Origin of the sequence: Citrobacter sp. Cpo103, from assembly GCF_030332605.1 — a bacterium.
In the GTDB taxonomy this organism is placed as follows: Bacteria; Pseudomonadota; Gammaproteobacteria; order Enterobacterales; family Enterobacteriaceae; genus Citrobacter; species Citrobacter portucalensis.
Genome location: NZ_JAOWHO010000035.1, coordinates 685,361 through 697,269, shown reverse-complemented (window position 1 = coordinate 697,269; position 11,909 = coordinate 685,361). Strand labels below are relative to the sequence as shown.

At 53.6% G+C, this 11,909-nt stretch carries 13 protein-coding genes and 1 riboswitch; of the genes, 5 read left to right on the top strand and 8 right to left on the bottom strand.

Annotated features, from left to right (window positions below; genetic code table 11):
• The first annotated feature begins 105 nt into the window (after nt 1-105).
• Entirely contained in the window at nt 106-1,212 is a 1,107-nt protein-coding gene (locus OGX89_RS19855) for an ABC transporter permease (RefSeq protein WP_003831543.1), read from the top strand.
• Here the strand turns inward: OGX89_RS19855 and OGX89_RS19850 are convergent.
• Nucleotides 1,174-1,584, bottom strand: a complete 411-nt coding sequence (locus OGX89_RS19850) for a YbhQ family protein (protein ID WP_003831542.1) — start codon at nt 1,582-1,584, stop codon at nt 1,174-1,176. The two genes, OGX89_RS19855 and OGX89_RS19850, sit on opposite strands and share 39 nt — an antisense overlap.
• A gap of 131 nt (nt 1,585-1,715) precedes the next feature.
• Here OGX89_RS19850 and OGX89_RS19845 point away from each other — a divergent pair, with 131 nt between their 5' ends.
• Genes OGX89_RS19845 through OGX89_RS19835 form a run of 3 tightly spaced genes read left to right on the top strand, consistent with a single transcriptional unit; the run spans nt 1,716 to nt 4,677 of the window.
• On the top strand, nt 1,716-2,477 hold the full coding sequence (locus tag OGX89_RS19845; protein ID WP_126956705.1) for an endonuclease/exonuclease/phosphatase family protein: 762 nt from the start codon (nt 1,716-1,718) through the stop codon (nt 2,475-2,477).
• A complete protein-coding gene (clsB, locus tag OGX89_RS19840; protein WP_003831540.1) occupies nt 2,474-3,715 on the top strand; it encodes a cardiolipin synthase ClsB in 1,242 nt (413 codons plus the stop codon). The genes OGX89_RS19845 and clsB overlap by 4 nt, the downstream gene beginning before the upstream one ends.
• On the top strand, nt 3,715-4,677 hold the full coding sequence (locus OGX89_RS19835) for a lysylphosphatidylglycerol synthase domain-containing protein (RefSeq protein WP_003831538.1): 963 nt from the start codon (nt 3,715-3,717) through the stop codon (nt 4,675-4,677). The genes clsB and OGX89_RS19835 overlap by 1 nt, the downstream gene beginning before the upstream one ends.
• An 86-nt stretch (nt 4,678-4,763) precedes the next feature.
• On the opposite strand, the gene OGX89_RS19830 is transcribed toward OGX89_RS19835, so the two are convergent.
• The 6 genes from OGX89_RS19830 to moaA all read right to left on the bottom strand — a co-directional run bounded on the left by OGX89_RS19830 (nt 4,764) and on the right by moaA (nt 8,211).
• Complete coding sequence (locus OGX89_RS19830; RefSeq protein WP_003831536.1) at nt 4,764-5,468, bottom strand: Bax inhibitor-1/YccA family protein; 705 nt, start codon at nt 5,466-5,468, stop codon at nt 4,764-4,766.
• 41 nt (nt 5,469-5,509) lie between these two features.
• The gene (gene moaE / locus OGX89_RS19825) at nt 5,510-5,962 is read right to left on the bottom strand and encodes a molybdopterin synthase catalytic subunit MoaE (RefSeq protein ID WP_003831533.1); all 453 of its coding nucleotides are present in this window, start codon (nt 5,960-5,962) and stop codon (nt 5,510-5,512) included.
• 1 nt (nt 5,963) lies between these two features.
• Nucleotides 5,964-6,209 carry a molybdopterin synthase sulfur carrier subunit gene (gene moaD / locus OGX89_RS19820; protein WP_003831530.1) on the bottom strand — a complete coding sequence of 82 codons (246 nt, stop codon included), beginning with the start codon at nt 6,207-6,209 and terminating at the stop codon, nt 5,964-5,966.
• Nucleotides 6,202-6,687 (bottom strand): cyclic pyranopterin monophosphate synthase MoaC, encoded by a 486-nt coding sequence (gene moaC / locus OGX89_RS19815; protein WP_003831529.1) that lies wholly within the window; start codon nt 6,685-6,687, stop codon nt 6,202-6,204. Before moaC ends, moaD begins: the two co-directional genes overlap by 8 nt.
• Before the next feature lie 2 nt (nt 6,688-6,689).
• A complete protein-coding gene (gene moaB, locus OGX89_RS19810) occupies nt 6,690-7,202 on the bottom strand; it encodes a molybdenum cofactor biosynthesis protein B (protein WP_003035187.1) in 513 nt (170 codons plus the stop codon).
• Nucleotides 7,203-7,221: 19 nt separating this feature from the next.
• Nucleotides 7,222-8,211 carry a GTP 3',8-cyclase MoaA gene (gene moaA / locus OGX89_RS19805; RefSeq protein ID WP_032934386.1) on the bottom strand — a complete coding sequence of 330 codons (990 nt, stop codon included), beginning with the start codon at nt 8,209-8,211 and terminating at the stop codon, nt 7,222-7,224.
• Nucleotides 8,199-8,344, bottom strand: a riboswitch (molybdenum cofactor riboswitch). (Overlaps the previous gene by 13 nt.)
• 329 nt (nt 8,345-8,673) lie before the next feature.
• On the opposite strand from moaA, the gene yvcK reads away from it, so the two are divergent.
• On the top strand, nt 8,674-9,582 hold the full coding sequence (gene yvcK, locus OGX89_RS19800) for a uridine diphosphate-N-acetylglucosamine-binding protein YvcK (RefSeq protein ID WP_126956703.1): 909 nt from the start codon (nt 8,674-8,676) through the stop codon (nt 9,580-9,582).
• Between the two features lie 121 nt (nt 9,583-9,703).
• On the opposite strand, the gene uvrB is transcribed toward yvcK, so the two are convergent.
• Nucleotides 9,704-11,725, bottom strand: coding sequence for an excinuclease ABC subunit UvrB (gene uvrB / locus OGX89_RS19795; protein ID WP_008784186.1), 2,022 nt, complete (start codon nt 11,723-11,725; stop codon nt 9,704-9,706).
• Between the last annotated feature and the right edge of the window lie 184 nt (nt 11,726-11,909).

The window sequence follows — 11,909 nt, the reverse complement described above, 5'->3', positions numbered from 1 at the left end:
GGATAATTGTAGCCGTAGGCCGGATAAGGCGTTCACGTCGCCATCCGGCATTATGCCTGATGCGCTTTGCTTATCAGGCCTACAAACTGGACTGAGAGGACGGGCATGTTTCATCGCTTATGGACATTAATTCGCAAAGAGCTGCAATCGCTATTACGCGAACCGCAGACGCGAGCCATTCTGATTTTACCGGTGCTGATTCAGGTTATCCTGTTCCCGTTCGCGGCAACGCTGGAAGTCACCAACGCCACTATCGCTATCTATAACGAAGACAACGGTAAACATTCGGTTGAGCTTACCCAGCGCTTCGCCCGCGCCAGCGCTTTTACGCATGTTCTGCTGCTGAAAAGCCCGCAGGAGATCCAGCCCACCATCGACACGCAAAAAGCCCTGCTGTTGGTGCGTTTCCCGGCCAATTTTTCGCGTAATCTGGATACCTTCCAGCAGGCACCCATGCAGATTATCCTCGACGGGCGAAACTCCAACAGCGCGCAAATTGCCGCGAATTACCTGCAGCAAATCGTTAAGGAGTATCAGCAGGAGCTGATGGACGGCAAGCCGAAACCGAACAACAGTGAGCTGGTAGTGCGTAACTGGTACAACCCGAATCTGGATTACAAATGGTTTGTGGTTCCGTCGCTGATCGCCATGATCACCACCATCGGCGTAATGATCGTCACCTCGCTCTCGGTTGCCCGCGAGCGCGAGCAAGGCACGCTGGATCAACTGCTGGTTTCCCCGCTGACCACCTGGCAGATTTTTATCGGTAAAGCGGTGCCCGCGCTCATTGTGGCTACTTTTCAGGCCACCATTGTGCTGGCGATCGGTATCTGGGCTTATCACATTCCGTTTGCCGGTTCATTGGGGCTGTTCTATTTCACAATGGTGATTTACGGGCTGTCGCTGGTTGGCTTTGGTCTGCTGATTTCGTCACTGTGCGCCACCCAGCAGCAGGCGTTTATCGGCGTGTTTGTGTTTATGATGCCGGCGATTTTACTCTCGGGCTACGTCTCACCGGTCGAAAACATGCCGGTCTGGTTGCAGAATCTGACGTGGATAAACCCGATCCGCCATTTTACGGACATCACGAAACAAATTTACCTGAAAGATGCGAGTTTGAAGATTGTCTGGGGAAGCTTGTGGCCGCTGTTGGTGATAGCGGCCACGACCGGATCAGCGGCGTATGCGATGTTTAGACGCAAGGTGATGTAGCTTTTTGTCTTTCGCCAGCAGCGAGACCACGGCGGGTCCGGCAAGGATTACCAGCCCCGCCAGTGCCAGCAAGACGTTGTTTTGCAGCACACGCGACAGCAGCCACAGCACGATCATTGCGGCACCGAAATACCACGTCGTGGTCAACTCTTCCAGCACATCAGCCACGTCGCGCCAGCGCTGTTCGTGGTGACGTTGCAATGCCAGCATCAATAAAACCGTAACGCCGTACACGACGCACAATCCCAGGCCGACATGCACCAGTCTGCCGCTCATCCAGCCCATTACCAGCAACGCCACTACCAGTAAATGCAACACTATCTGCCAGCAACTTAGACCCGTTGCGACACGAACACGTTGTTGCCACCTCATGGCTATTCTCCTGAAGGATTTTCGACTAATTGTTCAGAGTACCGGACTTTACGGAAAATTCCGCAACACCGCATCTTTTTGTGACGACGACTACACTATTTTATTTAGGAAGTGACGCCATCGGGAGGCTCATGAGCGGATCGGGAGTTCAATTTTCATTCAATGTGCTCACCATTAATACTCACAAAGGGTTCACCGCCTTCAACCGGCGTTTTATTTTGCCTGAGCTACGGGAGGCCGTCAGAACGGTTGGTGCAGACATTGTATGTCTGCAGGAAGTCATGGGCGCACACGAAGCGCATTCGCTGCACATTGATAACTGGCCGGATACCAGCCATTACGAATTTCTGGCGGACACCATGTGGAGCGACTTCGCCTACGGGCGTAACGCCGTGTACCCGCAGGGACATCATGGTAATGCGGTGCTGTCGCGGTATCCCATTGAGCATTATGAAAATCGTGATGTGTCAGTCGGCGCGAGTGAAAAGCGCGGAGTCCTTTACTGCCGAATCGTACCGCCAATGCTCCCCCACCCCATTCATGTGATGTGTGTACATCTCGGCCTGCGTGAAGCTCACCGCCAGACCCAGCTCTCTATGCTGGCAGACTGGGTTAACGCCCTACCCAACGCGGAGCCCGTAGTGATTGCCGGAGATTTTAATGACTGGCGGCAAACGGCCAATCGTCCGTTGAAAGCCAAAGCTGGCCTTGACGAGATTTTTACCCGCGCCCACGGCCGCCCGGCGCGAACGTTTCCGGTGCAGTTTCCCCTGCTGCGTCTGGACAGGATCTATGTGAAAAACGCGAATGCCAGTACCCCAACGACGCTGGCGCTGCGTCACTGGCGACATTTGTCCGATCATGCCCCCCTGAATGCGGAGATTCATTTATGAAATATGGCTGGCGTGAAGGCAATCAAATTCAACTGCTGGAAAATGGCGATCAATTCTACCCCGCCGTCTTTGACGCCATTGAGCAGGCAGAGCAAAAAATTATCCTTGAGACCTTTATCTGGTTTGAAGATGCGGTCGGAAAACGGTTGCATGCCGCGTTGCTCGAAGCCGCCCGGCGAGGCATCAAAGCAGAGGTGCTGCTGGATGGCTACGGTTCGCCGGATCTGAGCGACAGTTTTGTTGAAGAGCTGACCGTAGCCGGCATTGTTTTCCGCTACTACGATCCGCGCCCACGCCTGTTCGGTATGCGCACCAATCTCTTTCGCCGTATGCATCGAAAAATAGTGGTCATTGATGACCGTGTTGCCTTTGTCGGCGGCATCAATTACTCCGCTGAACATATGTCTGATTACGGCCCGGAGGCCAAACAGGATTACGCCGTGCGCGTTGAAGGTCCAGTCGTAGCCGACATCCTAAGATTCGTGCTGGAAAACTTGCCCGGACAGAGCGCCGTACGACGCTGGTGGCGACGTCATCACCGGGCAATCGACAATCATCGCCCTGGCGAAGCGCAGGCGTTGTTTGTCTGGCGCGATAACGAAGAGCATCGCGATGATATTGAACGCCACTATCTGAAAATGCTGACCCAGGCCCGACGGGAAGTGATCATTGCCAATGCCTATTTCTTTCCCGGTTATCGTCTGCTGCATGCCCTGCGTAAAGCAGCGCGACGCGGCGTTCGGGTAAAACTCATCGTGCAAGGTGAACCGGATATGCCGATTGTGAAAGTGGGTGCCCGCCTGCTGTACAACTATCTGGTTAAGGGTGGCGTCCATGTCTATGAATACCGCCGTAAACCTCTGCATGGCAAAGTGGCGCTGATGGACGATCACTGGGCGACGGTGGGATCCAGCAATCTTGATCCGCTGAGCCTGTCGCTGAATCTGGAAGCGAATCTGATTATTCATGACCGCACGTTTAACCAGACCCTGCGCGACAACCTGAACCCTATTATTGCGCAGGACTGCAAGCGGGTTGATGAATCCATGCTGCCAAAACGCACCTGGTGGAACCTGACTAAAAGCGTGTTGGCCTTCCACTTTTTACGCCACTTCCCGGCGCTGGTCGGCTGGCTTCCGGCGCATACCCCGCATCTGGCCGAGATAGAGCCGCCCGCGCAGCCCGCTCTGGAAACTCAGGACCGTATACAAACTGAGGATGCAGGAGGGAAAACCTGATGGCAAAAAATCACCGACGCTGGCGGTTAGCGAAAAAGATCCTCACATGGTTATTTTTTATTGCGGTGATCGTGTTGCTGGTTGTTTATGCCAGCAAAGTCAACTGGCAGGAAGTGTGGACGGTAATTCACGATTACAACCGGATCGCCCTGCTCAGCGCCGTGGGGTTGGTGATCGTCAGTTATTTACTTTACGGCTGTTATGATCTGCTCGGGCGCTACTACTGCGGTCACAAACTGGCAAAACGCCAGGTCATGCTGGTGTCGTTTATCTGTTACGCGTTCAACCTGACGTTAAGCACCTGGGTGGGTGGTATTGGGATGCGTTATCGGCTCTACTCGCGTCTCGGGTTGCCGGGGGGCACAATAACGCGGATTTTTTCGCTGAGCATAACCACAAACTGGCTGGGCTATATTCTGCTGGGCGGTTTTATATTTACCTTCGGCGTCGTCGAACTGCCCGCACACTGGTATATCGATGAAGGCACATTGCGCATTTTAGGCATAGCGCTGCTGCTGATTATTGTTGTTTATCTGTGGTTTTGCGCTTTCGCTAAACATCGTCACATCACCATCAAGGGCCAAAAGCTGGTGCTACCCTCGTGGAAATTTGCCCTCGCGCAAATGGTGATATCCGGGGCTAACTGGATGGTAATGGGGGCGATTATCTGGTTGTTGCTGGGCCAGAACATCAACTATTTCTTCGTGCTGGGCGTGCTGCTGGTAAGCAGTATTGCCGGGGTGATTGTGCATATTCCGGCGGGGATCGGCGTGCTGGAGGCAGTGTTTATGGCGCTGCTGGCAGGAGAGAATACGTCTCAGGGCACGATCATTGCTGCCCTGCTCGCGTATCGCGTGTTGTACTATTTTATTCCGCTGCTGCTGGCGCTGATGTGTTATTTGCTGTTGGAGAGTCGGGCGAAAAAGCTACGGGCAAAGAACGAGAAGGCGATGGCGAAATAAGGGTGTATATAGTGCCGGATGCGGCGTACCGCCTGGTATCAAAAGTAGGCCGGATAAGGCGTTAAGCCGCATCCGGCAACAGACAATTAACGACGATTGCCGAAAATACGCAGCAGCATCAGGAACAGGTTGATGAAGTCCAGATACAGCGTTAAGGCCCCAAGAATCGCGTATTTACGCAGATTGGAGCTGTCGCGCAGGTCGATCTGCTCACCGATATTTTTCAGCTTCTGCGTGTCATAGGCGGTAAGACCGACAAACACAATCACCCCGATATAGGTCACCGCCCACATCAGCGCTTCGCTCTTCAGCCAGAAGTTAACCAGCGAGGCCAGCACAATACCGATCAGTGCCATGAACAGCATATTGCCGAAGCCGCTCAGATCGCGCTTGGTGGTGTAGCCATACAAGCTCATGATCCCGAACATCCCACCAGTGACCACGAAGGTGCTAGCGATAGACGAGTAGGTATAGACGATAAAAATGCTTGATAGCGTCAACCCGGTTAATGCCGAATAGAGCATAAACAGCGTGGTCGCCATACCCGCGCTCAGCCTTTGCACCATGCCGGACAGGACAAACACCAGCGCCAGTTGAGCGATGATCAGGCCAAAGAAGGTGATTTTGCTGGAGAAGACAAACATCATCACCGCGGGCGTATTTGCCGCATACCAGGCGATAAACGCCGTCAGCAACAGTCCGCAGGTCATCCAGCCGTACACCTGCGCCATATACGTTTGCAGACCGGAACGGGCCTGTACAATAGAATCGGATCGTGGGAATCGGTCCATGACAATCTCCTGAATCAGTATGAGCCTACAACAATTGTACTCTACCAGCGTTTTGCTGCTAGCTTATCGCTGTCGCGGGCATCAACCCAGCGCTCACCTTCCGGCGTAGCCTCGCGTTTCCAGAACGGCGCGCGGGTTTTCAGGTAATCCATAATGAACTGCCCGGCATCAAATGCGCTGCTGCGATGCGCACTGGTCACGCCAACAAACACGATTTCGTCACCCGGCCACAGTTCGCCAATGCGATGAATCACCGTCACCCGACCCAGTGGCCAGCGCGAACGCGCTTCGTCGACAATCTCCGCCAGCGCTTTTTCGGTCATTCCCGGATAGTGTTCCAGCGTTAACGCCTGCACGCTGTCACCGAGATTGTGATTGCGCACTTTACCGGTGAAAGTGACGACCGCGCCGTCTTCATCGCGCTCTGCCAGCCAGGGATACTCATCCCCGACGCTGAACGGCGCATGGCCAACAACAATTCGCGTTTGAGCCATTTTAGCCTCCGGTTACCGGCGGGAAGAAAGCGACTTCATCACCCGCGTTAAGAGGATGGTCAAAACTGACCAGCGTCTGATTCACCGCCGCCAGCAGCTTGCCGTCTTCCAGCGCCAGCGCCCAGCGATCGCTTTGCGCCGCCAGATGCTTGCGCAGCGCTTCTACCGTTGCAAACTCGGCGGCAACTTCTAACGCATCGGTGTTCACCAGTTCCCGTACCTGAGCAAAGAAAAGAACCTTAATCATGCGCATCCACCTTAAAATCACCCGATTTGCCGCCGCTTTTTGCCAGCAGACGCACCGGACCAATCACCATATCCTTTTGTACCGCTTTGCACATATCGTAGATGGTCAATGCCGCCACGGAGGCTGCCGTTAACGCTTCCATTTCAACGCCGGTTTTACCGGTCAGGCGACACAGCGTTTCAATACGTACGCGATTGTGCTCCGGCTCGGCGTGCAAATTGACTTCGACCTTGCTCAACATCAGCGGGTGACACAGTGGGATAAGATCCCAGGTCCGTTTGGCAGCCTGAATACCGGCAATACGCGCCGTGGCGAAAACGTCACCTTTATGGTGGCTGCCGTCGATGATCATCGCCAGCGTTTCGCTATGCATGGTTACGAATGCTTCTGCACGCGCCTCGCGTACGGTTTCCGCTTTGGCGGAGACATCCACCATATGCGCTTCGCCAGCGGCGTTAATATGAGTCAGTTGCGACATACTTATTTCTTCAAATGTGGGTGGAAATTACACGGACGCGTACGGGCATCAAGCTGCGGCGCAATGATATTTTCCCATGCGGTACGACACGCTTTCGTCGAACCCGGCATGGCAAAAATCAGCGTTTTATTGGCCACCCCGGCAATCGCCCGGGATTGCAGCGTCGCGGTGCCAATCTCTTCAAACGACAGCATACGGAAGACTTCGCCAAACCCTTCAACTTCTCTGTCGAACAGCGGTTGCAGCGCTTCCGGCGCCTGGTCCCCTTCGGTTAAGCCAGTGCCACCGGTAATGAGCACCACCTGTACATCGTCACTGGCAATCCAGGCAGAAACCTGGGCGCGGATGGCGTAGCGGTTCTCTTTGACAATCGCCTTATCGACAATCTGATGACCCGCTTCTTGCGCCGAGTCACGCAGATAATGGCCGGAGGTGTCATCTTCTTCGCCGCGACGGTTGGAAACAGTAAGAATAGCAATGCGTGTCGGGATAAATTCAGCGCTTACCTGACTCATGAAAAACTCCTTTTAGCGATCAGCCGCCAATGTAAGATAAGTTTTGCGTAATACCGGTATTGTTCTGATGCAGGAAATGGGTCTGCTTTTTCTCCAGCAGCGCGGCTGAAATACGTTCTTCCAGCGCCGGTTGCTGAGCATCGTCTTCCAGCAAATCACGCAGGCTTACGCCACCTTCACCAAATAAACACAGATGAAGCTTGCCGACAGAGGAAACGCGCAGACGATTACAGGTGGCGCAGAAGTCTTTCTCATAAGGCATGATCAGACCAATTTCGCCAACATAATCAGGATGACAGAATACCTGAGCCGGGCCGTCGCTACGCTGTCGGATCTGGTGGATCCAGCCGCGACGCAGCAGCTCATCGCGCAGTACCTGTCCGGAAATATGGTGTTTACGGAAGAGAGAGCTGCCCTCGCCCGTTTCCATCAGTTCAATAAAACGCAGTTGGATTGGTCGAGGTTGGATCCACGCCAGGAAGGTGTCCAGTTGATGATGGTTTACGTCGCGCATCAGCACGGTGTTGACTTTCACTTTTTCAAAACCGGCATCAAAGGCGGCATCAATGCCTGCCATCACCTGCTGAAACTTGTCCTGTCCGGTAATGGCGTGAAACTGACGGGCATCGAGGCTGTCGACGCTGACGTTGAGCGCGGTCAGTCCGGCATCGCGCCAGGCGGCGGCATCGCGCGCCAGACGATAACCATTGGTGGTTACCGCAATCTGGCGGATGGCGTCGTTTTCGCGCACGGCGGCGATGATGTCAGTGAAGTCGCGACGCAGTGAAGGTTCGCCCCCCGTCAGACGCACTTTTTCCGTTCCCAGACTGGCGAACGCACGCGTGACGCGGCGAATTTCATCAACGGTCAAAAAGCCGTTATTGGTGACCCCGCCGGGCTTATAGCCATCCGGCAGGCAGTAGGTGCAACGAAAGTTACACACATCGGTAATCGACAAACGTAAGTAGTAAAACTTACGTGCGAAAGCATCGGTAAGTTGAGAGCCCATGTACACCTTTCCAAATACGGGAGACGTAGTCATTTCTTCCTGCGCCCTGGTGACAAACTTTTTCAAGTCTTGTCACGGCCAAAGCACCGTATCATTTGACCCAGGTGCAGAGGCTAGAGTGTTTATACTCATCATACTTCGAGTTGCAGATGCGTTGGCTTTCGGCAACTCAAATTATTAAAAGTACTTTGTGGTTATGCCGATACTAGCGTGTAAATGACGCTTTTGCCATGTACACTTTCGCTGTATAAATACATACATAACGACATGATCGTGCAATTTCGCTACAGAATAAGCAAAAACTGCAGTTTTGCATTGATATACATCATCTTGCTATCAGGTGGGTGTCGTCAGAAAGGAGTAGATTGCAGAAAAAAATTACGGCAGATGCCGACTGGATAATTGCCGAAAACACGCTATTTACGTTACTGTAGCGCCGATCAATTGATATCAGGAAAATATATGCGCACTCGCACGCTGGCAGATCTGGACCGCGTTGTCGCTCTCGGCGGAGGGCATGGATTAGGACGCGTTCTCTCCTCTCTTTCCCCATTAGGTTCCCGACTGACGGGGATCGTCACCACCACGGATAACGGCGGGTCGACAGGTCGTATTCGTCGCTCTGAAGGAGGGATAGCCTGGGGAGACATGCGTAACTGTCTGAACCAGTTAATTACCCAACCCAGCGTTGCATCCGCCATGTTTGAGTATCGTTTTGGCGGTAATGGCGAACTTTCCGGGCATAACCTCGGAAATCTGATGTTAAAGGCGCTCGATCACCTCAGCGTGCGGCCTCTGGAAGCTATCAATTTAATTCGTAGCCTGCTGAAAGTTGACGCACATTTAATTCCGATGTCGGAGCTGCCGGTGGATCTGATGGCCATTGATGACCAGGGACATGAAGTTTATGGCGAAGTGAATATCGATCAGCTCACCGTCCCGCCTCAGGAACTGATGCTGTCGCCAAAAGTCCCGACTACGCGTGAGGCCGTTGAGGCTATCGCTGAAGCGGATTTGATTTTGATAGGCCCTGGCAGTTTTTACACCAGCCTGATGCCGATTCTGTTACTCGATGAAATGTCACAGGCATTACGTCGCACACCGGCTCCGATGGTCTACATAGGCAATCTTGGGCGCGAATTAAGCCTGCCAGCAGCCAGCCTGACGCTTAGCGATAAGCTGGCCATTATTGAACAGTACGTCGGGAAGAAAGTGATTGATGCGGTGGTTGTGGGGCCGAAAGTGGATACTTCCGCTGTTACCGACCGCGTTGTGATCCAGGAAGTGCTGGAAGCCAGCGATATTCCCTACCGCCATGACCGCCAGCTATTGCATAGTGCGCTGGAGAAAGCGGTGCAGGCGTTAGGTTGACCATATTTGCCTGATGCGCTGCGCTTATCAGGCCTACAAAACGCTCTGCTCCGCCATCCGGCCTACGTACGCTATCTACCCCGTAGGTCGGATAAGGGTTTACCCCGCATCCGACACCGCCTTACGATGCCGCAATAAACAACTCGCGCAGCTGATGCAACTGGTCACGGATTGTCGCGGCCTCTTCAAACTCGAGATTCTGTGCGTGCTGCATCATTTGCCCTTCCAGCTCGTGAATCTTCTGCTGCAGCGCTTTTGGCGTCATATCCAGTTCGACAACCTCAGACTTCGCGCCTGCGCGTGACTTCCCTTTGCCTTTCGCTTTGGTCTTCGCAATATTCTGACCCAACGCCAGAATATCGACCACTTTCTTGTTCAGGCCCTGCGGCGTAATACCGTGCTCTTCGTTGTAGAGCTGCTGTTTCTCACGACGACGTTCGGTTTCACCAATCGCTTTGGCCATTGAGGCGGTAATTTTATCACCGTAAAGAATCGCCTTACCGTTGATATTACGCGCCGCACGACCGATGGTCTGGATAAGCGAACGTTCAGAACGCAGGAACCCTTCTTTGTCTGCGTCCAGAATCGCCACCAGGGAGACCTCAGGCATGTCCAGGCCTTCACGTAACAGGTTGATACCCACCAGCACGTCAAACTCGCCCAGACGCAGGTCACGAATGATTTCCATACGTTCCACGGTATCGATGTCAGAGTGCAGATAACGCACCCGCTCGCCGTGTTCTTCGAGGTATTCTGTGAGGTCTTCCGCCATCCGTTTGGTGAGCGTGGTGACCAGCACACGTTCGTTAATCGCCGCACGGGTGCGGATTTCAGACAGCAGGTCGTCAACCTGCGTCGCCACCGGACGCACCTCAATAACCGGATCCAGCAGCCCGGTCGGTCGTACCACCTGATCGACCACATCATCACCGGATTTCTCCAGCTCATAGTTGCCCGGCGTCGCCGAAACGTAGATGGTTTGCGGGGCCAGCGCTTCAAACTCTTCAAATTTAAGCGGACGGTTATCCAGCGCCGACGGCAGACGGAATCCGTATTCGACCAGGGTTTCTTTACGCGCCCGGTCACCGCGATACATGCCGCCAATTTGCGGTATAGTCACGTGGGATTCATCCACAACCAGCAGGCCATCGGCAGGCAGGTAATCAAACAGCGTCGGCGGCGGCTCGCCCGGACCACGCCCGGACAGATAGCGGGAATAGTTTTCAATCCCCGAGCAGTAACCCAGCTCGTTCATCATTTCCAGATCGAACTGGGTACGCTGACTTAAGCGCTGTTCTTCCAGAAGTTTGTTATTTGCCAACAGGACTTTTCGCCGCTCTGCAAGCTCAACCTTAATTTCTTCCATCGCCTGTACAATACGTTCGCGCGGCGTCACGTAGTGCGTTTTAGGGTAGATGGTAAAGCGCGAAATAGTGGATTCGACCTGCCCGGTAAGCGGGTCAAACAGCGACAAACGTTCGACCTCTTCATCAAACAGTTCCACGCGCAACGCAATGTCGTCAGATTCTGCCGGGAATATGTCGATCACTTCACCGCGCACGCGGAAGGTCCCGCGCTGGAATGCCTGATCGTTGCGGGTATATTGCAGCTCCGCCAGACGACGCAGGATCGCGCGCTGGTCGATAATCATCCCCACCGTCAGGTGCAGCATCATTTTCAGGTACAGATCCGGGTCACCCAGACCATAAATCGCGGAAACCGACGCCACGACAACGACATCCCGTCGCTCAAGCAACGCTTTGGTCGCTGACAGTCGCATCTGCTCAATGTGTTCGTTAACCGAGGCATCCTTCTCGATGAAGGTGTCAGAACTTGGCACGTAGGCTTCCGGCTGATAATAGTCGTAGTAGGAGACGAAATATTCCACCGCGTTATCCGGGAAAAACTCTTTCATCTCACCGTACAACTGTGCGGCAAGCGTCTTATTGGGGGCCAGCACCATGGTAGGTCGCTGTAAGTCCGCAATCACGTTCGCGATGGTGAATGTTTTCCCCGACCCCGTCACCCCCAGCAGCGTCTGATGCGCCAGTCCATCCTCCAGACCTTCTTCCAGGCGACGAATCGCCTCAGGCTGATCGCCAGAGGGTTTAAAAGCGGAATTTAGTTTGAACGGTTTACTCATGAGCAGCTACCTGAAGCAATGGGCGGGCAGGTGTGTAATTTTACTCGCAGCCGTATATTTTGCCAGTAAAATATACTGGATGGAAAAACAGTAACGCGCCAGAATATTTCTGTTACCCCAGCAAAATGGCCGTGACTACAGGCTAAAATTTGTCCGCAGGCAAGATAAAACACCAGCAAAAATG

Bases quoted from the DNA above. Each gene is read 5' to 3' on its own strand.
- OGX89_RS19855 (WP_003831543.1), top strand. From the start codon at position 106: ATGTTTCATCGCTTATGGACATTAATTCGCAAAGAGCTGCAATCGCTA.
- OGX89_RS19850 (WP_003831542.1), bottom strand. From the start codon at position 1,584: ATGAGGTGGCAACAACGTGTTCGTGTCGCAACGGGTCTAAGTTGCTGG.
- OGX89_RS19845 (WP_126956705.1), top strand. From the start codon at position 1,716: ATGAGCGGATCGGGAGTTCAATTTTCATTCAATGTGCTCACCATTAAT.
- clsB (WP_003831540.1), top strand. From the start codon at position 2,474: ATGAAATATGGCTGGCGTGAAGGCAATCAAATTCAACTGCTGGAAAAT.
- OGX89_RS19835 (WP_003831538.1), top strand. From the start codon at position 3,715: ATGGCAAAAAATCACCGACGCTGGCGGTTAGCGAAAAAGATCCTCACA.
- OGX89_RS19830 (WP_003831536.1), bottom strand. From the start codon at position 5,468: ATGGACCGATTCCCACGATCCGATTCTATTGTACAGGCCCGTTCCGGT.
- moaE (WP_003831533.1), bottom strand. From the start codon at position 5,962: ATGGCTCAAACGCGAATTGTTGTTGGCCATGCGCCGTTCAGCGTCGGG.
- moaD (WP_003831530.1), bottom strand. From the start codon at position 6,209: ATGATTAAGGTTCTTTTCTTTGCTCAGGTACGGGAACTGGTGAACACC.
- moaC (WP_003831529.1), bottom strand. From the start codon at position 6,687: ATGTCGCAACTGACTCATATTAACGCCGCTGGCGAAGCGCATATGGTG.
- moaB (WP_003035187.1), bottom strand. From the start codon at position 7,202: ATGAGTCAGGTAAGCGCTGAATTTATCCCGACACGCATTGCTATTCTT.
- moaA (WP_032934386.1), bottom strand. From the start codon at position 8,211: ATGGGCTCTCAACTTACCGATGCTTTCGCACGTAAGTTTTACTACTTA.
- yvcK (WP_126956703.1), top strand. From the start codon at position 8,674: ATGCGCACTCGCACGCTGGCAGATCTGGACCGCGTTGTCGCTCTCGGC.
- uvrB (WP_008784186.1), bottom strand. From the start codon at position 11,725: ATGAGTAAACCGTTCAAACTAAATTCCGCTTTTAAACCCTCTGGCGAT.